This is a genomic window from Pacificoceanicola niger (genome assembly GCF_048553275.1).
Taxonomy (GTDB): Bacteria; Pseudomonadota; Alphaproteobacteria; order Rhodobacterales; family Rhodobacteraceae; genus Pacificoceanicola.
Genome location: NZ_JBLZMW010000001.1, coordinates 511,680 through 533,444 on the forward strand (window position 1 = coordinate 511,680; position 21,765 = coordinate 533,444).

At 64.6% G+C, this 21,765-nt stretch carries 18 protein-coding genes; 4 read left to right on the forward strand and 14 right to left on the reverse strand.

Annotation, left to right across the window (positions count from 1 at the left end):
- The first annotated feature begins 175 nt into the window (after positions 1–175).
- Positions 176–502: a DnaJ family domain-containing protein gene (locus tag ACN2XU_RS02410; protein ID WP_419408783.1), complete on the forward strand. Its 327-nt coding sequence runs from the start codon at positions 176–178 to the stop codon at positions 500–502.
- A gap of 235 nt (positions 503–737) precedes the next feature.
- Here the strand turns inward: ACN2XU_RS02410 and ACN2XU_RS02415 are convergent, their stop codons facing one another.
- The 3 genes from ACN2XU_RS02415 to glyA form a co-directional block, all read right to left on the reverse strand.
- A complete protein-coding gene (locus ACN2XU_RS02415) occupies positions 738–2,696 on the reverse strand; it encodes a bifunctional 2',3'-cyclic-nucleotide 2'-phosphodiesterase/3'-nucleotidase (RefSeq protein ID WP_419408784.1) in 1,959 nt (652 codons plus the stop codon).
- 247 nt (positions 2,697–2,943) lie between these two features.
- Positions 2,944–3,549 (reverse strand): class I SAM-dependent methyltransferase, encoded by a 606-nt coding sequence (locus tag ACN2XU_RS02420; RefSeq protein WP_419408785.1) that lies wholly within the window; start codon positions 3,547–3,549, stop codon positions 2,944–2,946.
- 125 nt (positions 3,550–3,674) lie between these two features.
- The gene (gene glyA / locus ACN2XU_RS02425; protein ID WP_419408786.1) at positions 3,675–4,970 is read right to left on the reverse strand and encodes a serine hydroxymethyltransferase; all 1,296 of its coding nucleotides are present in this window, start codon (positions 4,968–4,970) and stop codon (positions 3,675–3,677) included.
- Positions 4,971–5,138: 168 nt separating this feature from the next.
- Between glyA and ACN2XU_RS02430 the strand changes: the two genes are divergently transcribed.
- Positions 5,139–5,900 (forward strand): NAD kinase, encoded by a 762-nt coding sequence (locus ACN2XU_RS02430; RefSeq protein WP_419408787.1) that lies wholly within the window; start codon positions 5,139–5,141, stop codon positions 5,898–5,900.
- Positions 5,901–5,943: 43 nt separating this feature from the next.
- Entirely contained in the window at positions 5,944–6,642 is a 699-nt protein-coding gene (locus ACN2XU_RS02435) for a DUF4396 domain-containing protein (protein WP_419408788.1), read from the forward strand.
- 8 nt (positions 6,643–6,650) lie between these two features.
- Here the strand turns inward: ACN2XU_RS02435 and ACN2XU_RS02440 are convergent, their stop codons facing one another.
- On the reverse strand, positions 6,651–7,346 hold the full coding sequence (locus ACN2XU_RS02440; RefSeq protein WP_419408789.1) for a Crp/Fnr family transcriptional regulator: 696 nt from the start codon (positions 7,344–7,346) through the stop codon (positions 6,651–6,653).
- Positions 7,347–7,803: 457 nt separating this feature from the next.
- Entirely contained in the window at positions 7,804–9,696 is a 1,893-nt protein-coding gene (gene prpE, locus ACN2XU_RS02445) for a propionate-CoA ligase PrpE (protein ID WP_419408790.1), read from the reverse strand.
- Between the two features lie 356 nt (positions 9,697–10,052).
- Here prpE and ACN2XU_RS02450 point away from each other — a divergent pair, with 356 nt between their 5' ends.
- Positions 10,053–10,733 carry a VPLPA-CTERM sorting domain-containing protein gene (locus ACN2XU_RS02450; protein WP_419408791.1) on the forward strand — a complete coding sequence of 227 codons (681 nt, stop codon included), beginning with the start codon at positions 10,053–10,055 and terminating at the stop codon, positions 10,731–10,733.
- A 60-nt stretch (positions 10,734–10,793) separates the two neighbouring features.
- On the opposite strand, the gene ACN2XU_RS02455 is transcribed toward ACN2XU_RS02450, so the two are convergent.
- The 9 genes from ACN2XU_RS02455 to ACN2XU_RS02495 all read right to left on the reverse strand — a co-directional run bounded on the left by ACN2XU_RS02455 (position 10,794) and on the right by ACN2XU_RS02495 (position 21,763).
- Positions 10,794–11,414 carry a VPLPA-CTERM sorting domain-containing protein gene (locus tag ACN2XU_RS02455; RefSeq protein WP_419408792.1) on the reverse strand — a complete coding sequence of 207 codons (621 nt, stop codon included), beginning with the start codon at positions 11,412–11,414 and terminating at the stop codon, positions 10,794–10,796.
- Positions 11,415–11,510: 96 nt separating this feature from the next.
- On the reverse strand, positions 11,511–13,790 hold the full coding sequence (locus ACN2XU_RS02460) for an NADP-dependent malic enzyme (RefSeq protein ID WP_419408793.1): 2,280 nt from the start codon (positions 13,788–13,790) through the stop codon (positions 11,511–11,513).
- A gap of 222 nt (positions 13,791–14,012) precedes the next feature.
- Positions 14,013–15,152, reverse strand: a complete 1,140-nt coding sequence (locus ACN2XU_RS02465; protein WP_419408794.1) for a Gfo/Idh/MocA family protein — start codon at positions 15,150–15,152, stop codon at positions 14,013–14,015.
- Complete coding sequence (locus ACN2XU_RS02470; protein WP_419408795.1) at positions 15,149–16,210, reverse strand: sugar phosphate isomerase/epimerase family protein; 1,062 nt, start codon at positions 16,208–16,210, stop codon at positions 15,149–15,151. The genes ACN2XU_RS02465 and ACN2XU_RS02470 overlap by 4 nt, the downstream gene beginning before the upstream one ends.
- 1 nt (position 16,211) lies before the next feature.
- Positions 16,212–17,051 carry a TolB family protein gene (locus tag ACN2XU_RS02475; RefSeq protein WP_419408796.1) on the reverse strand — a complete coding sequence of 280 codons (840 nt, stop codon included), beginning with the start codon at positions 17,049–17,051 and terminating at the stop codon, positions 16,212–16,214.
- A complete protein-coding gene (locus ACN2XU_RS02480) occupies positions 17,048–18,658 on the reverse strand; it encodes a glycoside hydrolase family 43 protein (RefSeq protein WP_419408797.1) in 1,611 nt (536 codons plus the stop codon). Before ACN2XU_RS02480 ends, ACN2XU_RS02475 begins: the two co-directional genes overlap by 4 nt.
- 120 nt (positions 18,659–18,778) lie before the next feature.
- Positions 18,779–19,909 (reverse strand): Gfo/Idh/MocA family protein, encoded by a 1,131-nt coding sequence (locus ACN2XU_RS02485; RefSeq protein WP_419408798.1) that lies wholly within the window; start codon positions 19,907–19,909, stop codon positions 18,779–18,781.
- A 3-nt stretch (positions 19,910–19,912) separates the two neighbouring features.
- Positions 19,913–20,656, reverse strand: coding sequence for a sugar phosphate isomerase/epimerase family protein (locus ACN2XU_RS02490; protein ID WP_419408799.1), 744 nt, complete (start codon positions 20,654–20,656; stop codon positions 19,913–19,915).
- A 21-nt stretch (positions 20,657–20,677) separates the two neighbouring features.
- A complete protein-coding gene (locus ACN2XU_RS02495) occupies positions 20,678–21,763 on the reverse strand; it encodes an ABC transporter ATP-binding protein (RefSeq protein WP_419408800.1) in 1,086 nt (361 codons plus the stop codon).
- Positions 21,764–21,765: the final 2 nt, after the last annotated feature.

A 21,765-nucleotide genomic window follows, 5' to 3' on the forward strand; every position in this document is an offset into this window, starting at 1 on the left:
CTTTTGCATGGCAAAAGAGTCGACGCCCACGCAGGTGTTATTCCGGGTGGCTGGCCTGCATAGGGCCCCGGTTTTTTCGGCCGGTGGGATCGTGGCAGAGGTTGATTGCCGGGGATGACCTTGCTTGATCTGATGGTAGTCTGAGCCAACTGGCAGCGGATTTGGAAAGAAGGCTATGGGCTGGTTCACACGTTTGACAGAGCGGCGGATCCTCAAGACCTTGCTGGAAGGCGGGTTGCAGGGGCTTGCGGGCGAAGGAAAGCCTTTGCCCAACCGTCCGGGCGATGCGCTGGTGGATGCCGGAGATGCGGCGGGTTTTCGCATAATGGCGCAGGCCGGCGTGCTGCCCGAAGAGATTGATCTCAAGAAGCAGGTTACAGCGCAGAAGGCCGCGATGGCGGGGCTGAGCGGAGAGGCGCGCAAGGCTGCCATGGCGCGGCTTGGCGAGCTGCAGATGCGGCAAGCCATTGCCGAGGAGGCGCGGCGGAAATTCATGCGCTGAGGGCGGGCGTCCGGTGGGGCGCGTTTGGCCTTGGGTAGATTTTGGCGGATGGCGCGCGTGGGTGAGTCTGCCGGAGGTGGGCCGTAACGCCCGTTTTCCTACTTTTTGACCGACGAGCGGAAGGCACGGGGCCGCGCACCGAAGGTGCGCGGCCCCGCCGGGCGACGCGCGTCAGCGCGGCGCAACCCCTCGGGGCCAGAGGTCCCGGAAGCAGGTCCGGGACCCCGACGCAATTTCAGAGGCCGATGCGGAAGCGGGCGAAGCCGTCTTCGCCGTCCCCGGCTTCTTCGATGGTCACACCCTGGACATCGGCGGCAAACTCCTTGGCCTTCGGGCCGGTGTCGAAGAGCACGGAGGTGTCTGCCAGCGGCGCAAAGCCCCAGTTGGCGTCGGCCTTCGGGTTGATCGTGCCTTGTTCGACGATATAGCGCACGATCACGTCGCGGTTGGTATCCGGCGCCTCGAAGATGATGGTGTCGCCGGTGCCGGGGAAGTTGCCACCGCCGGAGGCGCGGTAGTTGTTCGTTGCGATCACGAATTCCGCCGCCGGGTCAATGGGGGCGCCATTGAAGGTCAGGTTTACGATGCGGCTGGCCTCGGGGTTTTCCAGCTCGCCCTTGGGGCCGTACTTCGACGGCTGCGACAGGTCGATCTGGTAGGACACGCCGTCGATCACGTCGAAATTGTAGGACGGGAAGGACGGGTTCAGCAGCATCTGATCCGCCTCGCCCGGCGTGACCTGATTGAACATGCCGGCGGAGCGTTCGAGCCAGTCCTTGACCTGCGCGCCGGTCACCTTCACCGCGCGCACGGTGTTGGGATAGAGGTAGAGGTCGGCGACGTTCTTGATCGCCACATCCCCCACCGGCACATCGGTGTAATACTCGGGCCCGCCCCGGCCCCCGGCCTTGAACGGCGCGGCGGCGGAGAGCACCGGCAGGCCTTCGTATTCGGTCCCGGCCAGCATCTGTTCGATATACCATTTCTGCGCGATCGAGACGATCTGCACCGAGGGGTCATCGGCCACGAGCGCGAAATAGCTGTGCAGCGGCGCGGCGGTCTTGCCCACGGCACGGCGGACATAGGCGAGCGTTTCGTCATGCTCCTGCTGCACGGAGGCGAGCACCGCCGGATCGCTCTCGACCAGCGGGGCGACGGAGCGGTCCTCCTTGCGCTCGGAAATCGGGCGTGTGGCGGTTTCGGTGGTGACCACGCGCCATGCGGTTCCGTCGCGTTCGAGCATGAGGTCGATCACCCCGAGGTGCGAGCCCCAGAAGCCGCCCATGACCGCAGGCTTGCCATGGATCAGGCCCTTGTCGGCGTCGACGGCGGCGTAGTCTGCGTAGGTCGGGGAGGGGAAGACGAGGTGGCTGTGCCCGGTCACCAGTGCGTCGATGCCGTCCACCGCCGCGAGCGGCACGGAGGCGTTTTCCATGCCGTCCTCGTGATCCGCCGAGCCGATGCCGGAGTGCGACAGGGCCAGGATGATATCCGCGCCTTGCTCGCGCATTTCGGGGACGTAGGCCTGCGCGGTCTCGACGATGTCGCGCGCCTCGACGTTGCCCTCCAGATGCTTGCGGTCCCAGTTCATCACCTGCGGCGGGGTGAAGCCGATGATGCCGATCTTGATCGGATGGGTCTCGCCGCCGCCGGTGGTCAGCTCCCGTTCAAGGATGACGTAGGGCTTGAACAGCGTTTCATCCTCGCGCGGGGTGGCGCCCTTGGTCCTGGCGATATTGGCCAGCACGATGGGGAACTCCGCGCCAGCGGCGGATTTCATCAGGAAATCGAGGCCGTAGTTGAATTCGTGGTTGCCGATGGTCGCCGCATCAAAGCCCACGGTGTTCATGGCGGTGATCACCGGGTGCATGTCACCCTCCTTCATGCCGCGCTCATAGGCGATGTAATCGCCCATGGGGTTGCCCTGCAGGAAGTCGCCATTGTCCACGAGCAGCGAATTGGTCGCCTCGGCGCGGATGTCGTTGATATGGCTGGCCGTCCGGGCGAGGCCCACGGTGTCGACAGGGCGGTCGCCGTAATAGTCATAGGGGAAGACGTGGACGTGCAGGTCGGTGGTCTCCATGATGCGCAGATGCGCCTGCGCGCCCTGAGCACGGGCCGAGAACGGATGGAGCGCGATGAGCGAGGCGGAACCGGCGATGAAGGCGCGGCGGCTGGGGCGGAACGGGCGCATGGGAGGTGTCCTTTCGTGCGGAGTGAGCGTCTTTGGACGTGGATTAGGCGCGAAATGTAACACAGGTGCAAACGGATCTTGCATGGAATGTGCACCTGACCAAAGGGCATGGCGCAGCGCGGGCCGCGCCTCAGGGCAGGTGCCAAGGGGCGCAGTCGTCTCCGTCCTCGTTGTCCGTGGCTGCCGCCGGAGGCGCGCGCGGGTGCCGCGTTCGCAAACTATATGTGTTGCGCGGTATAACCCCTGCTCAGGGTTTGCGCGCCACGATGAAATGGTTGGGCAGGCTGGCGGGGTAGTCGCCGGTTTCCACGATCTCGAATCCGGCGTCCCGGATCAGGTCGTCTAGGGCGCGGGTGGTGAAATACTGAATGCCCGGAGGCGCTTTGCCAAAGCAGCGGAGCAGGGCGATGAGCGGGCGCAGCCAGACTTTGTGGCCAAGGCAGGGGGTTTTCGACAGGAACAGGCCCCCGGGAGGCAGTGCCGCGTGGATCCGGTGCAGGAACGTCGGCAGGTCTGGGACAAGGTGCAGGAGGTTGAAGGCCAGCACCGTGTCCATGCCGGGGGCCAGCGCGTCGGCGGCATCGACGTGCATGAATTGCAGGTTCGGCGGCGCGCCCTTGGATTGGGCGATGCGGATCATTGCCCCGGAGAGATCGGTGGCGGTGTAGGCGGCCACGGCGTCGGCCAGCCGCAGGGCGGTGCTGCCGGTGCCGCAGCCAAGCTCCAGCGCGGTGGCCTCCGGGCGGAGCCAATGGCGACAGCGGTCGAGTGTCGCCTCCCAGGCCTGGGGGTTGTCGAGTTTGCGGGTGGCATAGCGCGGGGCGATGCGGTCCCAGAACGCGGCGTTGCTCATTGGCGCGGTCTCCTGTTCGGCTGACCCGCGTCTAGCCTATACCATCGCGGCCGCGAATGCTCGAAAAACGAAGAAGGCCCATGCGTTTGCGCATGGGCCCTGCTTGTCGCGTCCGGTCGGCGGGATCAGAGCTCGGGGTAGATCGGAAAGCGCTGGCACAGCGCCTCGACTTCGGCTTTGACCTTGGCTTCGACCTCGCCATTGCCGTCCTCGCCGTTCGCGGCGAGGCCATCGACCACCTCGATGATCCAGTCGGCGATCTGGCGGAATTCTGCCTCGCCAAAGCCGCGCGTGGTGCCCGCAGGCGAGCCAAGACGGATGCCGGAGGTGACGGTCGGCTTTTCGGGGTCAAACGGCACGCCGTTCTTGTTGCAGGTGATGTGCGCACGGCCAAGCGCCTTTTCGGTGGCGTTGCCCTTCACGCCCTTGGGGCGCAGATCGACGAGCACGACGTGCGTGTCGGTGCCGTGGGTCACGGTGTCGAGGCCACCTTTGATCAGCTGATCCGACAGCGCCTGGGCGTTCTTGATGACCTGCTGGGCGTAGGTCTTGAACTCGGGGCGCAGCGCCTCGCCGAAGGCCACGGCCTTGGCGGCGATGACGTGCATCAGCGGGCCGCCCTGAATGCCGGGGAAAATCGCGGAGTTGATTTTCTTGGCGATCGCCTCGTCATTGGTGAGGATCATGCCGCCGCGCGGGCCGCGCAGGGTCTTGTGCGTCGTGGTGGTGGCCACATGGGCGTGCGGGAAGGGCGAGGGATGCTCGCCCGCGGCCACGAGACCGGCGAAGTGCGCCATGTCCACGTGCAGCAGCGCGCCCACCGAGTCGGCGATCTCGCGCATGCGGGCGAAATCAATCTGGCGCGGGATGGCGGAGCCGCCAGCGATGATCAGCTTGGGCTTGTGCTCGGTCGCGAGCTCTTGCACCTGATCGTAATCGAGCAGGTTGTCCTGCTGGCGCACGCCGTATTGGATGGCGTTGAACCATTTGCCGGACTGGTTCGGCTTTGCGCCATGGGTCAGGTGGCCACCAGCGTCGAGGGACATGCCAAGGATGGTGTCGCCGGGCTGGATCAGCGCGGTAAAGACGCCCTGGTTCGCCTGGGAGCCGGAGTTGGGCTGGACGTTGGCATACTCGCAGCCGAACAGCGCCTTGGCGCGCTCGATGGCGAGGTTTTCGGCCACGTCGACCCAGTCACAGCCGCCGTAATAGCGCTTGCCCGGGTAGCCTTCGGCATATTTGTTGGTCATCACGGAGCCCTGCGCTTCCATGACGGCGCGGGAGACGATGTTTTCAGAGGCGATCAGCTCGATCTCGTCACGCTGGCGGCCAAGCTCGCCCGTGATGGCGCCGAACAGCTCGGGGTCACGGGAGGAAAGGGTTTCGGTAAAGAAACCGTCGTCACGGATGGATGCGTTCATCGTCCTTGCTCCTTTGGAGAATCCGGGAATTTGACGCTCATGTAACGGAAAGCCGATGGGGGGCAAAGGTTCTAAACCGACGCAGCGCATTAATCTTCCGCCATATCTGGCTAACCGGGGTCCTTTGTGCTTGTTTTGGCGCGTAACGGAGTGGACAGGAAACCCCGCATGTCTTTACGCATCGCTTTTTGCGGCTCGCGGGCCGATATCGCGCAGGCCGCCCTGAAAAGCCTGACACGGCGCTATGGCGATCACACGGAAGCGGGGGCGGATGTCATCGTCGCGCTCGGCGGCGATGGCTTCATGCTGCAGACGCTGCACCGGACGGAGGACAACCCGGCGCCGGTCTATGGAATGAACCGGGGCACCGTCGGTTTCTTGATGAATGAATATTCCGAGCACGGGCTGGTGGAGCGGCTGGAAGCGGCGGAGGAGGCGGTGATCAATCCGCTGGTCATGCGCACGATCTGTGGCGATGGCCGCGAGAAGCGGGCGCTGGCCATCAACGAGGTGTCCTTGCTGCGGATGGGGCCGCAGGCAGCCAAGCTGCGCATCAGCGTCGACGGCAAGGTGCGCCTGCCCGAGCTGGTCTGTGACGGGGCGCTCGTGGCGACGCCTGCGGGTTCGACCGCCTATAACTACAGTGCCCACGGGCCGATCCTGCCGATTGGTGCCGATGTGCTGGCGCTGACGGCGGTGGCGGCCTTCCGGCCCCGGCGCTGGCGCGGGGCGCTGCTGCCCAAGAGCGCCGAGGTCAGCTTCGAAGTGCTGGAGCCGGAAAAGCGCCCGGTGATGGCCGAAGCGGACAGCAACGCGGTGCGCGACGTGCGGCAGGTGCATATTCGATCAGAGCCGAAAATCGCGCATCACGTCCTGTTCGATCCCGGCCACGGGCTGGAAGAGCGGCTGATCCGCGAGCAATTCGTCTGAGGTCCTGACGGAACTCTTGGGCGCCCGGAGCGGTTTCTGCTCTTTGCAGACCATCACCGGTATCCTCTCGTCGCCGTGGTTTCTGATTGGCTGGGCCGCTCTGATGCTGCCCTCTCTGGTCTCGGTGATCCGCGATCTGCGCAGCAAGAATGCCCATCTGATGAGCCTGATGAGGCTCGACTGGTGCCTGACCGTGGTCTATTCCGGGCTGCTCGGCCTGCTGATCTACCTCAACTGCGGACGCAAGGAGATTCCCAGGGACACGCTCTGGCGCCGGGCGTTCCGGTCCGTCGCGCATTGCTATTCGGGCTGCGGGGCGGGCGAGGTCGTCGGGCTTATTCTGGCCGTGGGGCTGTTTCAACTTGGCAACACCGGCATTGCCGCGCTGACCTTTGCCATGGCCTATGTGGCGGGCTATGCGCTGACCGTGGGGCCGCTGGTGGAGAAGGGCGTGCCGGTGCGCACGGCGATCCGGGATGCGGTGCTCTCCGAGACGCCGTCGATCGCGGTGATGGAAATCGTGGCGATTTCTGTCGATCTGATGCTATCGGGCAAGGCGGGGTTGGGCGATCCGCTGTTCTGGTCTTCGATGATCGTATCGCTGACGCTCGGGTTCATCGCCGCCTATCCGGTGAACGTCGCCCTGATCCACTGGAACGTCAAAGAGGGCATGATGGACCCGCGCCACACCCATCATGGGGGCCATGAAGACAGGCCGCAGGGCACGCAGTCTACCGGGTGATCGGCGCGTTACTGCGCCATCGCGTCCAGCGCCTCCGGGTCGGTGAGCACGAGACTCTGCCCCTCACGGTGCAATATGCCCCGGCTTTCCCAGGAGCGGATGTTGCGGTTTACCGTCTCGCGGGTCAGGCCGGTCATATCGCCAAAGTCGGATTGCGAGAAGCTCTCGGTCAGGCGAACGCGGCCATCGGGCTGCATGGTGCCCCAATCGCGGAACAATTGGCTGAGCAGGCGGGCAAGGCGGGTCGGCCCGTCGGTCAGGACCTGCGTGGCAAGCCGCGCGTTGGTCTTGCGCAGGCGCTCGCAGAGGGTCTGAATCACCAGAAGGGCCGCCTCGGGGCGTTCGTGCAAGAAGGTCTGAACCTGCGCGCGGGTGAGCAGCAGGCCGGTGACATGACCGGCGGCCTCGGCATCGGCGCTGCGCGGGCGACCATCGAGGGCGGCCATCTCGCCAACCACGTCGCCGGGGCCAAGCTGCGCCAGGATCGACCGGCGGCCATCCATGGACGTCAGGCTGATCTCCACACGGCCGGTCTCGATCAGAAGCATGGAGTGATCTTCCTCGCCCTCGGCGCAGATCTGCGACTGGGCCGGAAAATGGACAGGGCGGGCCATGGCACGCAGGGCATTGGCGTCCAGCGGCTGAAGCGCCTCGAAAAGGATGCTGGAAAGCCCATGTTTGTCAGAGCCATCAGGTGGGGTCATTGAATTTGCTGCCAAAAATAGGAATCTGTCTTCGCATGTGACGTGTATCACTTACATACACGGGATTTTTGAGCTTAGTAAGGCCGTTGCCAAGTTTCGTACCGATGGGGCGTTTTTGCTTTCCGTCAATGGTTTTCAGGTTTGGTGACGGGATGGTATGCGCGGTGCGACGACATTTCGCGTCTTGCCGTGTTGGCTTGCTTGGTTTGCGTGTTGAGTGGCACGTTGATCTGTTAACGGTTTTGGATTGGGTACGCAGGCCACACATTCCGGTCAGGCTTGGCAGGGCTCCATCGTCCCCATGTCTCTAGTTGGACCGGCCTGGACTGACTTCCCAAATGGTTTTGGGGACTTGAGCGGCGTGCCCGGTAACCCGGGCGCGCCGTTCTTTCGTCCGGCGGCCTTGGATGCATTGCCATGAAAAAGGCCCGGCAGAGAGCCGGGCCGTATGGATGGATCAGTCCTTGGCGTAGCCGAGGCCCTGCAAGGCCACCTTGATCTCGTCGAGGATCGCCGGATCGTCGATGGTGGCGGGGAGTTTGAAGGGTTCCCCGTCTGCGATCTTGACCATGGTGGCGCGCAGGATCTTGCCCGAGCGGGTCTTGGGCAGGCGGTCCACCACGCAGGCGAGCTTGAAGGCGGCAACCGGGCCGATCTTTTCGCGCACCAGCCCGACGCATTCCTTCACGATCTCCTCATGCGGGCGGTTCACGCCGGACGACAGGCACAGAAAGCCCAGCGGCAGCTGGCCCTTGAGCGCATCGGTCACACCGATCACCGCGCATTCGGCCACATCGGGATGCGAGGCCAGCACCTCCTCCATGCCGCCGGTGGAGAGGCGGTGGCCCGCGACGTTGATGACATCATCGGTGCGTGCCATGATCGAGACATAGCCATCCGCGTCGATCATGCCCGCGTCGCCGGTCTCATAATAGCCGGGGAAATGCTCAAGATAGGATTTGCGAAAGCGCGCCTCCGCATTCCAAAGGCCGGGCAGGGTGCCGGGCGGCAGGGGCAGTTTGGCAACGATGGCGCCAAGCTCGCCCGGGGGCAGCTCGTTGCCGCCTTCGTCCAGCACCTTCATGTCATAGCCGGGCATTGGCACGGTCGGGCTGCCGAGCTTGATCGGCAAGAGTTCGATCCCGACCGGGTTGCAGATCGCCGGATAGCCAAGCTCGGTCTGCCACCAATGGTCGATGATCGGGACCTGAAGCTGGTCCTGTGCCCATACGATGGTGTCGGGATCGGCGCGCTCGCCGGCGAGGAAGACCTGATCAAGCTTGGACAGGTCGTATTTCTTGACGAAATCGCCTTTCGGGTCTTCGCGTTTCACCGCGCGGAAGGCGGTGGGGGCGGTGAAGAAGGTCTTGACCTTGTGTTCGGAAATAACCCGCCAGAAGGTGCCCGCGTCCGGTGTGCCCACCGGCTTGCCCTCGAAGACGATGGTGGTGTTGCCATGGATCAGCGGCGCATAGCAGATATAGCTGTGGCCCACGACCCAACCAACGTCCGACGCGGCCCAGAAGACGTCACCGGGATCGACGTTGAAGATGTTCTTCATCGTCCAGTTCAGTGCCACGAGATGGCCAGCGGTGTGGCGGATCACGCCCTTCGGCTGGCCGGTGGTGCCGGAGGTGTAGAGGATGTAGGCCGGGTGATTGCCCTCGACCGGCACACAGTCCGCAGGTTCGGTGCCGTACTGGAAGCCATGCCAGTTGACATCGCGGCCCTCGACAAGCTGCGCGACCTCTTGCTCGCGTTGAAAGATCACGCAGAAATCCGGCTTGTGCGTGGCTTGGTCGATGGCCCCGTCGAGCAGCGGTTTGTAATGCACGACGCGCCCCGGCTCCATGCCGCAGGAGGCGGCGATGATCGCCTTGGGCTTGGCGTCGTCGATGCGCACGGCCAGCTCGTTGGCTGCAAACCCGCCGAAGACCACGGAGTGCACCGCGCCGAGCCGGGCGCAGGCCAGCATCGCCTCCAGCGCTTCGGGGATCATTGGCATGTAGATGATGACGCGGTCGCCCTTTTCCACGCCCTTGGCGCGCAGGGCTCCGGCGAGATTGGCCACGCGGTTGCGCAGCTCGACATAGGAGATTTCGCGCTTGGTGTGGGTGATGGGGCTGTCGTAGATGACCGCGGTCTGCTCGCCCCGGCCATTTTCCACATGGCGGTCGACGGCGTTCCAGCAGGTGTTCACCTTGGCATCGGCAAACCATTCGTACATGTGTTCGCCACGATCAAAGAGCGCCTGTTGCGGTGCCTCGATCCAGTCAATCGCCTGCGCGGCCTCCATCCAGAAGCCCTCGGGATCGGCTTTCCAGCTGTCGTAAACCTCTTGATACCCCATGGTGGTCCTCCTCTAAACCCTTACGAAATGGCTTAGGGGGTCAGGCGGGACGCGGGCAAGCCTGTTGGCGTATGACAGGACAGATTACCGCAGGAAATTTGCGAAACAGGGCGTGAGAAGCCTGCGAAATTTTGCAAACCCCACTGATATTTGCTGAAAACTGGGGGCTGGAGTGTGATTTTGCAAAGTTGCAAAGTCTCGGGCTGCAAATTCAGGCACGACTCGCCGAGTCGTCACGGGCGAACTGGGCGCTTCGCTGAGGAAGGTGCGCACACAGGCGCAATTTCTGTTTCGGGTTGGCGCGAAGTCGTGACATGATCGTCGGCGGGGTTTATTTGGGTAGGGAGGAACATGCCATGATCCTGAAGACGGGGTTCCAGGCGGGCGCTCTGCTGCTGGCGTTGGCCGGTCCGGCGTCGGCGGCGACGCTGCTGAGCGAAAACTTTGACGGTGCCGTGTCGGGCGCCATAGGCGGCTCCGGGGGCGTGACCGCGGTGCAGGGCTACGCCGGGCAGACCGGCATGAGCGGTTCGTTCTGGCAGAACACCACCGGTGGAAACCCGGCGGCGGTCACCACCGTCAACCTCGGCGGGCTGGCAAGCCATGGCAGCATCACGCTGAGCTTCTCGTTGGCGCTGATCGACAGCTGGGATTCGGTGACGACCCCGACCTTTGGCCCGGACTACTTTTCGGTGGAGGCGGACGGCGTCGACGTGCTGACGCTGTCCTGGGACGAGGTGACCGGCTTTGCACCCGTGCCACCCACGGTGACCGAGAGTTTTGCAACGGCAAACTATGGTTTCGGCGCGCCTGTGGACAACGGCGGCGTGATTTCCGTGACCTTCGGACACGTATCCTCGTCGCTCAGCCTGTCGTTTTATGCCGAAGGGCAGGGCTGGCAGGGCGGCGCTGACGAAAGCTGGGCCATCGACAGCCTGTTGATCACGTCCAACACCGCCCCGGTGCCACTGCCTGCCGGGGGCATGCTCCTGCTGGCGGCGCTCGGAGGTTTGGGCCTGGCACGCCGCCGCCGGTAGGCGCCACACAGTCCTTGCAAGGACTTTGCAAGAGTCTTTGACGACTTTTGACCGCCCGGGTCAGGCCGCTGCGCGCCGTTTCCGGGTCAGCGCCACGGCCCCGCCCAGGGCAGCGATCAACAGCGGCAGTCCCGCAGGCAGCGGCACCGGCGCGGCGTCTGTTACGCTGGCCGAGTAGAAATACGGCTCCGACATGTTGCCGGCCGTCGGGGTCAGATCAATGGTCAGGCTGCTGGTCAGGCCGCCGGAAAAGTACACGCTGAACGAGCCACCGGGCAGCATGCGGGTCTGATAGTTCTGGATGTTGTTGGCGTAGTTGCTGTCCACGTCCACGGCATAGGAAAAGCTGCCGCCGGAGGTGAACCCGGTGCTGGTGTAGCTGATGGTGGTGTACCGGCCAGCCGACGTGCTGCCGCCACTGGTGTTGTAATCGCCGACCGTCAGAGTCGTCGAAACCCCGGCGGAAGCCGCTTCCGAAGAATTCGTGACGCCGTCAAAATTGTAACCGCTGACGCCCATGGTCACATCAAAGCCGATGATCTCGCCGAGATCGCCGGTGTTGGTGAGTGTCAGCGTGGGAATGTTGTTGTCGCCCGCAATGCCAAGGGAGAAACCAGTGGTCGCCGCAGAGGCGGCGGTGCCGAGCAAAAGGGATGCCAAAAGAGAGAAGACAGTCTTCAACAGTTCGACCTTTCCAAAAATTATTTGCAAATCAAGTTGAGTGTCTCATCAAAGCACGGCCCACACGTTCGCGCAAGCCATGCATCGTGTCACCGATCAGCCGTAATGATCCACCGGCGTGCCCGCGATGGCCGCCATATTGAGCAGGCCGCGCGGGGTGATACCGGGGGTGACCACATGGGCGCGGTTGCCCATGCCCATGAGGATCGGACCGACTTCCAGACCGCCTGCCTTCATCTTGAGGATGTTGCGCGTGGCGCTGGCCGCGTCCGCGTGGCCGAAGATCAGCACGTTCGCCGCCCCGTCGAGCCGCCCGCCGGGCAGGTGCCGCTCGCGCAGCTCCGGATCGAGCGCGGCGTCGACGTTCATCTCGCCTTCATACTGGAAATCCGTGCGCAGCGCGTCGAGCAGGGCGATGGCCTCGCGCATCCGTTTGCCGGAGCCTTCGGCCTGATTGCCGAACTGCGATTGCGAGCAGAAGGCGATGCGCGGCTCGACCCCGAAGCGGCGGCAATGGCGGGCGGCGCCGATGGCGGTCTCGGCCAGTTGCTCGGGCGTGGGCAGGGCCCAGACGTGGGTGTCGGCCAGGAACAGCGGCCCGTCTTCGAGGATCATCATCGACAGCGCGCCATTCGGGCGGTGCCGCTCCGAGCCCAGCACCTGCGTGACGTAGTTCAGGTGCCAGCGGAATTCACCGAAGGTGCCGCAGATCAGGCTGTCGGCCTCGCCTCTGTGCACCATGACCGCGCCGATGGCGGTGGTGTTGGTGCGCATGATCGCGCGGGCCAGATCGGGCGTGACGCCGCGCCGGGCCATCAGCTCGTGATAGGTGCCCCAGTAATCGCGATAGCGCGGGTCGTTCTCGGGGTTGACGATCTCCAGCCCCTTGTCCGGGCCGATGTTCAACCCCATGCGCTCGCAGCGCTGGCCGATGACCTCGGGGCGGCCGATGAGGATCGGCTGTTCGGTGGTCTCTTCGAGGATCGCCTGCGCGGCGCGCAGCACACGTTCGTCCTCGCCCTCGGCAAAGACGATCTTGCGCGAGGCCGTCCGCGCGGCCTGAAAGACCGGGCGCATCAACAGGGCGGATTTGTACACGCTCGCGTCGAGCTTTTGCTTGTAGGCGTTGAGGTCGGCCAGAGGGCGCTTGGCCACGCCGGTCTGCATCGCTGCCTGCGCCACGGCGGTGGAGACGACACCGGACAGACGCGGATCGAAGGGTTTGGGGATCAGGTAATCGGCGCCGAAGGTGAGCTGCTCGCCGCTGTAGGCGGCGGCGGCTTCGGCGGAGGTGGTGGCGCGGGCGAGCGCGGCGATGCCTTCGACACAGGCGACTTCCATCGAGTCATTGATCTCTGTCGCGCCAACGTCGAGCGCGCCGCGGAAGATGAAGGGGAAGCACAGGACGTTGTTGACCTGATTGGGAAAATCGCTGCGGCCCGTGGCGATGATCGCATCGGGCGCGACCGCGCGGGCGAGATCCGGCATGATTTCCGGCGTCGGGTTGGCAAGGGAAAAAACGACGGGGCGTTTGGCCATCTTTGCCACATGTTCGGGCTTGAGCACACCGGGGCCGGAGAGGCCGAGGAAGAGGTCGGCGCCGTCGATCACCTCGTCCAGCGTGCGCAGATCGGAGGCCTGAGCAAAGGCGGCTTTCTGCGGGTTCATGTCCTCCGTGCGGCCCTCGTAGACCAGCCCGTGAATATCGCAAAGCCAGATGTTCTCGCGCTTGACGCCGAGTTTGACCAGCATGTTGAGGCAGGCAATGCCCGCCGCGCCGCCGCCGGTCGAGACCACCTTGATATCGCCCCAGGCTTTCTTGGCGACGTGCAGCGCATTGGTGGCCGCCGCGCCGACGACGATGGCGGTGCCGTGCTGATCATCGTGAAAGACCGGGATGTTCATCCGCTCGCGGCAGATCTGCTCGACGATGAAACAATCCGGTGCCTTGATGTCTTCGAGATTGATCGCGCCGAAGGTCGGTTCCAGCGCGCAGACGATATCGGCCAGCTTTTCGGGGTCGGATTCGTTCACTTCGATGTCGAAACAGTCGATGTTGGCGAACTTCTTGAACAGGACGGCCTTGCCCTCCATCACCGGCTTGGACGCCAACGCGCCGATATTGCCAAGCCCAAGCACCGCCGTGCCGTTGGAGACCACAGCGACGAGGTTGCCCTTGGCGGTGTAGCGCGCCGCGTCTTCGGGGTTGGCCTTGATCTCAAGGCAGGCTTCGGCGACGCCGGGCGAGTAGGCGCGGGAGAGGTCGCGGCCATTGGCGAGAGGCTTGGTCGCCCGGATCTCAAGCTTACCCGGCTTGGGGTGCTCGTGATAGAACAGGGCTGCCTGACGCAGGGTTTCCTTGGCCGTTTCGTCCATGTCGTTCTCCCGAATTGCACTTTGTTTAGTGCTAAACCATTTTGCGGCGTCCACGACCAGCCGCCTTTGGCGCATAGCAGCTTCAGGACTGCTTTGAAAATGCTATAGCACAGAATTTCGCTCGGGGGACGCGGAACGGCATCCGGCTGGCCCGGACACTTTCAAAGAGTCCGGGCCATTTTTTAAACAACGGTTGCAACACGGCGCGGCAGTCAGCGGCAATCAGACCAGCGGCGTCCAGACCCCGTTCGCCGCCGAGGACGCGAGGCTGGCGGAGATGAAGCGCATCCCGTCCAGACCGTCCTCGATGTCCGGCACATGCAGGCCCTCGGGCAGGGGCGTGCCGTCGCGGGCATGGCGCACAAGGGCCGCCGCCTCGTTGTAGATCGTGGCAAACCCTTCGAGATAGCCCTCCGGATGGCCCCCCGGCGTGCGGCTGACGCGGTTGGCCGCGCCGGAGGCTCCGGCCCCCGCGCGCGTCAGGATTTGTTTCGGCTCTCCGAGCCGGCTGAAGGTCATGACGTTGGGGTTTTCCTGCGCCCATTCGAGGCCGCCTTTTGTGCCGTGCACCCGCAGCGTCAGGGCATTTTCATTGCCCACGGCGACCTGCGACGCCCAGAGCATCCCCTTGGCCCCACCGGCAAAGCGCAGCATGACATGCACGTTGTCGTCCACCTGCCGTCCCGGCACGAAGGCGTCGAGATCGGCAGCCACGCCTTCGGTCTTGAGGCCGGTGACGAAGGAGGCGAGGTTGAAGGCATGGGTGCCGATATCCCCGATGCAGCCGCCCGCGCCGGAGCGCGCCGGATCGGTGCGCCAGTCCGCCTGTTTGTTGTCCGGGTCCGGCACCTCGGCCAGCCAGTCCTGCACATAGTTCACATGCACCACGCGAATGTCGCCCAGATCGCCGTTCGCGACCATCTCCCGCGCCTGCCGGATCAGCGGGTAGCCGGTGTAATTGTGCGTCAGGATGAACAGCTTGCCGCTCTCGCGCTGGGCTGCCGCGATCGCATCGGCCTGTTCACGGGTGGCGGCGAGGGGCTTGTCGCAGATGACGTGAATGCCCGCCTTGAGGAAGGCCAGGGCGGGGGCGGCGTGCATGTGGTTGGGGGTGACGATGGCGACGGCGTCGATGCCGTCTTCGCGCGCCGCCTCGGCCTCTGCCATCGCTTCGAAGGAGGTGTAGGCGCGGTCCGGGGCGATGTTCAGCTCTGCCGCCGACGCCCGCGCCCGCTCCGCATCGGAGGACAGCGCCCCCGCGACCAGCTCCCACTGACCGTCGATACGCGCGGCGATGCGGTGCACCCCGCCGATAAACGCGCCCTGACCGCCGCCGACCATGCCAAGTTTCAAGGGTTTCATGCGTCTGTCCCCAACATGGCCCGGATCGCGTCCATATCGGTCTCGCCGCCGGCAAAATCGTCGAAGGCCTTGTCTGTGACCTCGATGATATGGGCGTCGATGAAGGGTGCGCCTTCGGCGGCGCCCTGCTGCGGGGATTTCAGGCAGCATTCCCATTCCAGCACGGCCCATGAATCGTAGCCGTATTGCGCCAGCTTCGAGAAGATGCCGGAAAAATCGACCTGCCCATCCCCGAGGGAGCGGAAGCGTCCGGCGCGGTTGACCCAGGATTGATAGCCCGAATAAACGCCCTGACGGCCATCGGGATTGAACTCCGCATCCTTGACGTGAAAGGCACAGATGCGGTCGTGGTAGAGGTCGATGAACTGCAGGTAATCCATCGCCTGAAGCAGGAAATGCGAAGGGTCATAGTTGATCCGGCAGCGGTTGTGCGCCTCGCAGGCGTCAAGGAACATCTCCCATGTCGCACCGTCAAAGACATCCTCGCCAGGGTGGATTTCAAAGCCGATGTCGACGCCGTTGTCCTCGTAATGGTCAAAGATCGGCAACCAGCGGCGTGCCAGCTCGGCAAAGGCCTCTTCGATCAGACCATCGGGGCGCTGCGGCCATGGGTAGAGATAGGGGAACGCGAGCGAGCCGGTAAAGCTCACCGTGGTATCGAGGCCAAGGCGGCGCGAGGCCACGGCGGCCTTCTTCACCTGATCGACGGCCCATGCCTGACGGGCCTTGGGATTGCCGTGGACATGCGCCGGGGCAAAGGCGTCAAAGGCGCGGTCATAGGCGGGGTTCACCGCGACAAGCTGCCCCTGAAGGTGGGTCGACAGCTCTGTGATCTGCACACCGGCATCGGCGCAGATGCCCTTGATCTCGTCGCAGTAGGCCTCGCTTGTCGCGGCCTTTTCGAGATCGAACAGACGGGCGTCGGCTGTCGGGATCTGCACGCCTTTGTAGCCCAACCCGGCGGCCCATTTCGTGATGTTTTCGAGGCTGTTGAACGGGGCCTCGTCTCCCGCGAACTGCGCGAGGAAAAGCGCCGGTCCCTTGATCAATCCTGGCATGTCAGGTCTCCGTCTTGTGAGTTTCGCTATAGCGGACATAGGCAAAGCGGCGGCTGTCCGGGGCCCATGGCGGCACGTTCAGCGCGCCCTGTCCGCCAAAGATCGTTGTCAGTGTCCTGGCCGCGCCTCCGGCGGCAGGCATGAGTTTGAGCGCCACGGGCAGGCCGAAGGGATGGCCTTCGGTCCCGGCTGGATAGGCGAGGTAGAGCACGTGTTTGCCGTCCGGCGAGGGATGCGGGAACCAGTCCACCTCCGGCCCGTCGGTCATGCGCTCCGGCGCGCTGCCGTCGGCCTTCATGCGCCAGAGGTCCATACCGCCGCCCCGGTCCGAATTGAACCAGATAAACGCGCCATCGGGCGTGTAATCCGGCCCGTCATAGTGGTGCGCGCTGCGGATCAGGAGCGTTTCGTCGCCGCCCGCTTCGGCAATGCTGGCAAGGCCGAACGCCCCGTCCCGCACGCAGGTATAAACCAGCCGCGCGCCGTCCGGGGACCAGCCGTGAAACCAGCTTGGCACCTGCATCGTGATCCGTTCCGGGACACCGCCCCCCGCAGGTAGGGTATAGATGCAGGACTTGCCGGTTTCGGTCTTGTCGCTGATCGCAAGCCAGCGGCCATCGGGCGACAGCGCCTTGTCGTTGTTCAGCTGCACCAGGCCGCCCGTGTCGATCTCCTGCAGGGCCGGGGCGTCCAGCAGCACGCGATAGGCGCGGCCCGCCGCGTTGACGATCAGATGATCGCCCGAGGGCGCCCAGTTGGGCGCTTCGATATGGGCTTCGGTCTGCAGCAGGGTTTCCGCCGTGCCGGTCGCGATGTCCATGATTTCCAGAAAGGCGGTCATCGCGCGCTCCCGGGCGTGTAGTCGAAGCGGGTGAAATCGGCGGGCGTGCCCTGTCCGGTAAGATCGAAGGCCGCCATGCCGGTGAAATTGCCGGTAAAGCTGCCGTGCTCCCCGCGTCCGCCTTCGTCCGACAGCACGGCGGCATCGAGCCGGGGTCCGAAGGCCGTCCAGTCGCCACCCTGCCGGTAGAAGAACTGCTGGCTTGCGCCGGTGGAGTCGACCGCGAGGTCGATGGGGCCGTCCGCGATGGCACTGGGCTGCACCGTGAAGTCGAGCTTGCCGTCGGGATAATCGCCGGGGCAGGACAGGATCGTCAGCGCGCGGCCAAGTCCTGGCTCGTGGGTGACGGCGAGAAAGTGGAACTTGAAGCGGTTGTAATAGGTCACGAGGCCCGCGTTCTGTTGATATGTCGTGGGAGCAAAGGTGTGCAGCGTGGTTTCCGCGCGATAGCGCAGGTGCTCCTGCCGCCGCGCCACCAGCGCCTGCTCGAACCAGCTCCCGATGCTCTCGCGGCCAAACAGGCGCAGCGCCGTGCCGCTCAGCGCAAAGATGCGGTCGGGGTAGGGCGTGCGCAGCCATTGGAATTCCGGCGGCAGCGCGTCACTATCGAAGCGGCGGTGCAGGGCGGGGGCCGGGGCGTTCGAGGCCTCCGATGGCACCTCCAGGCGCGGCACCACGCCGCCCGCCTCAAGGTAGAGCCAGTCATCGCGCCAGACACAGCGCTCTATGCCAGTCTCGCGGCCCAGCGGGGAGTAGCCCCGCGCCGCGGGCTTGCCACTCTTGTCGATGGGGCGGGAGCACAGAAACGTGTGCCATGTCTCGCCCGCCGCCGTCTCCACGATTTGCCCATGACCGACACGCTGCAGGGGGCTGTTTGGCGCATCCTTGGCGGTCAGCGGGTGCGTATCGGGGTGCATCTCATACGGCCCCCAAAGATCGCGCGCCCGTGCCATTGTCACGGCATGGTCATAGCCGGTGCCGCCCTCGGCGGAGGTCAGGTAGTACCAGCCATTGCGTTTGTAGAGATGCGGCGCCTCCACCAGACCATGCGCGGATCCGGGAAAGATGTTCCGCACCGGGCCGGTCAGGCCATGCTCGAGCGACCATTCCTGACACAGGATGCCGTCGAAGGCGCGATGCTTCGGGCTGCCGCCGATGCTCTCGGACCGGTGGTTCCACTGCATGTTGATGAAATACTTCCGCCCATCGTCATCATGGAACAGCGACGGATCGAACCCCGAGGAATTGACATAGACCGGATCGCTCCACGGCCCGTCGATCTCCTCGGCCCAGACGATGTAATTATGCGCATCCTTGAAGTTGCCGTCGTAGCGCTTCACGTCCGTATAGACGAGCCAGAAGCGCTCATCGGCATAGGACAGGCAGGGCGCCCAGATCCCGCAACTGTCCGGATTTCCACGCATATCGAGCTGGCTGGCGCGATTGAGCGGCCGTGCGGCGAGGGTCCAGTTGGCCATGTCGGTGGAGCGATGGATCTGCACGCCGGGGAACCACTCGAAGGTCGAGGTGGCGATGAAGCAGTCATCGCCCCGGCGGCAGATCGACGGGTCGGCATTGAAACCGGGCAGGATCGGGTTGCGGATCATGGAGTGACCTCTGGTCTTGGGTGGACCGCGTCCCGGGCCTGACCCGGGGCCTCATGCTCGCCTGGACCATGAGGCCCCGGCGCGGGGCCGGGGCGCGGTTTCGTCTCGGGCAGGCGCGGCTTATGCCAGCAGCGCCTGCGCGTCTTCGGGGCTGAGCGCCTCGGGGCGGGCGCAGGTGGTCTGCATCGTGACCCAGGCGCGGTCCTCCCCGGCCTGCAGGATCGCGGTCATCACCTCGACCACATGCGTGGCCAGCTCCTGAGAGCAGCGATGCGGCCGCCCGGCAAGGATGGCCTGCGCCATATCCGCCAGCCCCGCACAGCGGTAATTGGCCTGAGGATTGCCGCGCCCGTCCTCGATATTGGCGACGCCAAAGGGATGTCCGCGCTCCGGCACGGCGCTTTCGCCCTCCGGCGTGGCCAGCAGCACCTCACCGCCGAAGAAGTTCGGATCGGGCACGTAAAGAGACGCGTCCTGTCCGTAAAGCTCCATGTTCTTGTGACGATGCGCCTTCACGTCCCAGCTTGCGCCGAAATTGATGATCGCCCCGTTTTCGAACTCAAGCAGCGCCTGAACGGTCGTCGGCGTGTCCACCGGGATCTCTTCGCCGTTGCGCGGCCCGTTGGAGATGGTCCGCGTCTCGCGGCCCTTGCCGGTCATCGCCGCCACGGCCTTCACCGGGCCAATGAGCTGCACGAGGTTGGTGATGTAGTAGGGGCCAAGGTCGAGGATCGGCCCGCCGCCCGGCTGGAAGAAAAAGTCCGGGTTGGGGTGCCAGTGCTCCATGCCGAAGGACATGACATGGCAGGTGCCGCCGGTGATGCGCCCGGTGCAGCCTTCGTCCAGAACCGCGCGCGCCAGTTGATGCGCGCCGCCCATGAATGTGTCCGGGGCGGACCCCACCCGCAGGCCCTTTTCCGCCGCCAGCTTGCGCAGGCTTTCGCCCTCTTCAAGAGACAGGACAAAGGGTTTTTCCGAGTAGCTGTGCTTGCCCGCCTCAAGGATGCGCTTCGACACCGCGTAATGCGCCGCCGGGACGGTCAGGTTGACGATGATGCCGATATCTTCCGCCGCCAGCAGCCCGTCCACGCTCTCGGCCCGCAGGCCGAATTCCTCGGCCCGCGCCTTGGCCGCGTCTGCGCTGAGGTCCGCACAGGCCCGCATCTCGATGCCATTGAACAGCGGGGCCAGCTTCATGTAGGCGGCAGAGATATTGCCGCAGCCGATCACGCCTACGCCGAGTGTGCTCATGGCTCAGTACCCCTTGAAGTTCGTGATGGAGCGGGTGGCAAAGCGGGTCGCGTCGGAGGGCTTGTCGTGCTCCATGACGAACAGATCGACGCCCGCGCCGCGCAGCGCCTTCATGAGCCCGGCCCAGTCCATGGTGCCGGTGCCGACATCGGCCCAGCCGTCCTCGTCGGCGCACTCACCCTCGGGGGCGATGTCCTTGACGTGCGCCGTGGTGATGCGGTCGCTGCAGGTCTCGATCCACGCGAGCGGATCGCCGCCGCCACGCACGACCCAGGCCACGTCCATTTCCCAGTCGATCTCCGGCGCCTCGTTGAGCAGGATCTCCATGCCCACGGCGCCGCCCATGAACTCCCAATGGTGGTTGTGCCAGCCAAAGGCAAAACCCGCATCGCGCACCTTCTTGGAGGCCTCATCCAGCCGCTTTGCCAGAGCCTTCCACGCCGCCGGGTCCGGGGTGTCACGGCGCAGATCATCCTCCGGAGCAGGGCAGAACAGCCGCTCCATGCCAAGCGTCCTGGCCGTGGCCAGCGTCCGCTCCAGCCCGTCTTCGAACGAGCCTGCGGGGAAAAAATGGCCCGATGGCATCGACAGCCCATTGGCGTCCAGCAGCGCCTTGAAGGCGGCAGGGTCTTCGTAGTTGCCGCCAAATCCCTCGACCTGGGTATAGCCCAGATCGGCCAGCGTCTTCAGCGTCTTGTTCCAGGGCCCGGCGTCGCGAGCGGAGTAGAGTTGAAACGATACAGTCATGGTCTTGTCCTTCTGCGCCGCTTAAAGGCGCGCTTCGGTGGTTTTATCGAAAAGATGCGCCCGGGCGGCACTGAAGCCGAGCGGCAGCGCCTGCCCGGGGCGAACGGTGGCTTGCCCGTCAAGGCGAACCCACATGGACTGCTGGTCCACCTGAACCCGGACAAGTGTGTCGGACCCGAGCGGCTCCACAAGGTTCACGGTGCTCTCCAGTCGGATCGGCATGGTCTCGGCCTCCGCGCCGCTGACGATATGCTCGGGCCGAATGCCAAGGGTAGCGGGCGTGGTGCCGGGGTCCTTGGCAAAATCGTAATCTCCGAGCGGCATCGCTCCGAGATCGGAGGCGAAACTGCCGCTGCTCACCGTGCCGTCGATGAAATTCATCGACGGAGAGCCGATGAACTCCGCCACATAGAGGCAGTTCGGCCGCATGTAGATCTCATTGGGCGAGTCGAACTGCAGCACATGCCCGCCCTTCATGATGGCGATGCGGTCGGCCAGTGTCATCGCCTCGATCTGGTCGTGGGTGACGTAGATCATCGTGTTGCCGAGTGTCGCGTGCAGCTGTTTGATCTCCACCCGCAAGTCGGCGCGCAGCTTGGCGTCGAGGTTCGACAGCGGCTCGTCGAAGAGAAAGACATCGACGTCCCGCACCAGCGCCCGCCCGATGGCCACCCGCTGCCGCTGCCCCCCCGACAGCGCGCCGGGCTTGCGCCCCAGCAGCGGCTCGATCTGCAGAACCTCGGCGGCCTTGGCGATCTTGGCCTTGATCTCCGGCTTCGGCAGGCCCGCGTTCTTCAGGCCAAAGGCAAGGTTCCCCTCTACTGTCATCTGCGGATAAAGCGCATAGGACTGGAACACCATGCCGATGCCGCGCTTGGAAGGCTCTTCCCAGGTCACGTTCTTGCCACCGATGTGGATCTGCCCGTCGGTGACATCCAGAAGCCCGGCAATGCAGTTGAGCAAGGTGGACTTGCCACAGCCCGAACTGCCCAACAGCACGACAAACTCGCCCTGTCCGATATCAAGATTGAGATTCTTGAGCACTTCCACCGCGCCGAAGCTCAGCTTGAGGTTCTTGATGGAGATGCTTGGATCACTGGTGGTCATGT